1 rRNA gene is annotated in these 303 nt (G+C 46.5%); it reads left to right on the forward strand.

Going from position 1 to position 303, the window contains the following annotated elements:
• Positions 1–303 (forward strand): 23S ribosomal RNA (locus tag P0G09_RS18470); the annotation flags it as partial.

Genomic DNA, 303 nt, shown 5'->3' on the forward strand with positions numbered 1-303 from the left:
CGGCGGATGAACTGTGGGTAGCGGAGAAATTCCAATCGAACCCGGAGATAGCTGGTTCTCCCCGAAATAGTTTTAGGACTAGCCTCAAGTTAGATACCTGGAGGTAAAGCACTGAATAGCCTAGCTGCCGAGAGGTTAGCGAAGCTTATCAAACTCAGAATGCCAGAGTATTGATGCTTGGGAGTCAGAATGTGTCAGATAAATGTCATTGTCAAAAGGGAAACAGCCCAGATCTACAGCTAAGGTCCCAAAGTCAGGTTAAGTGGAAAACGATGTGAAGATACGCAGACAACCAGGATGTTG

This window comes from Faecalibacterium sp. DFI.5.82 (assembly GCF_029076575.1).
GTDB lineage: Bacteria > Bacillota > Clostridia > Oscillospirales > Ruminococcaceae > Faecalibacterium > Faecalibacterium duncaniae.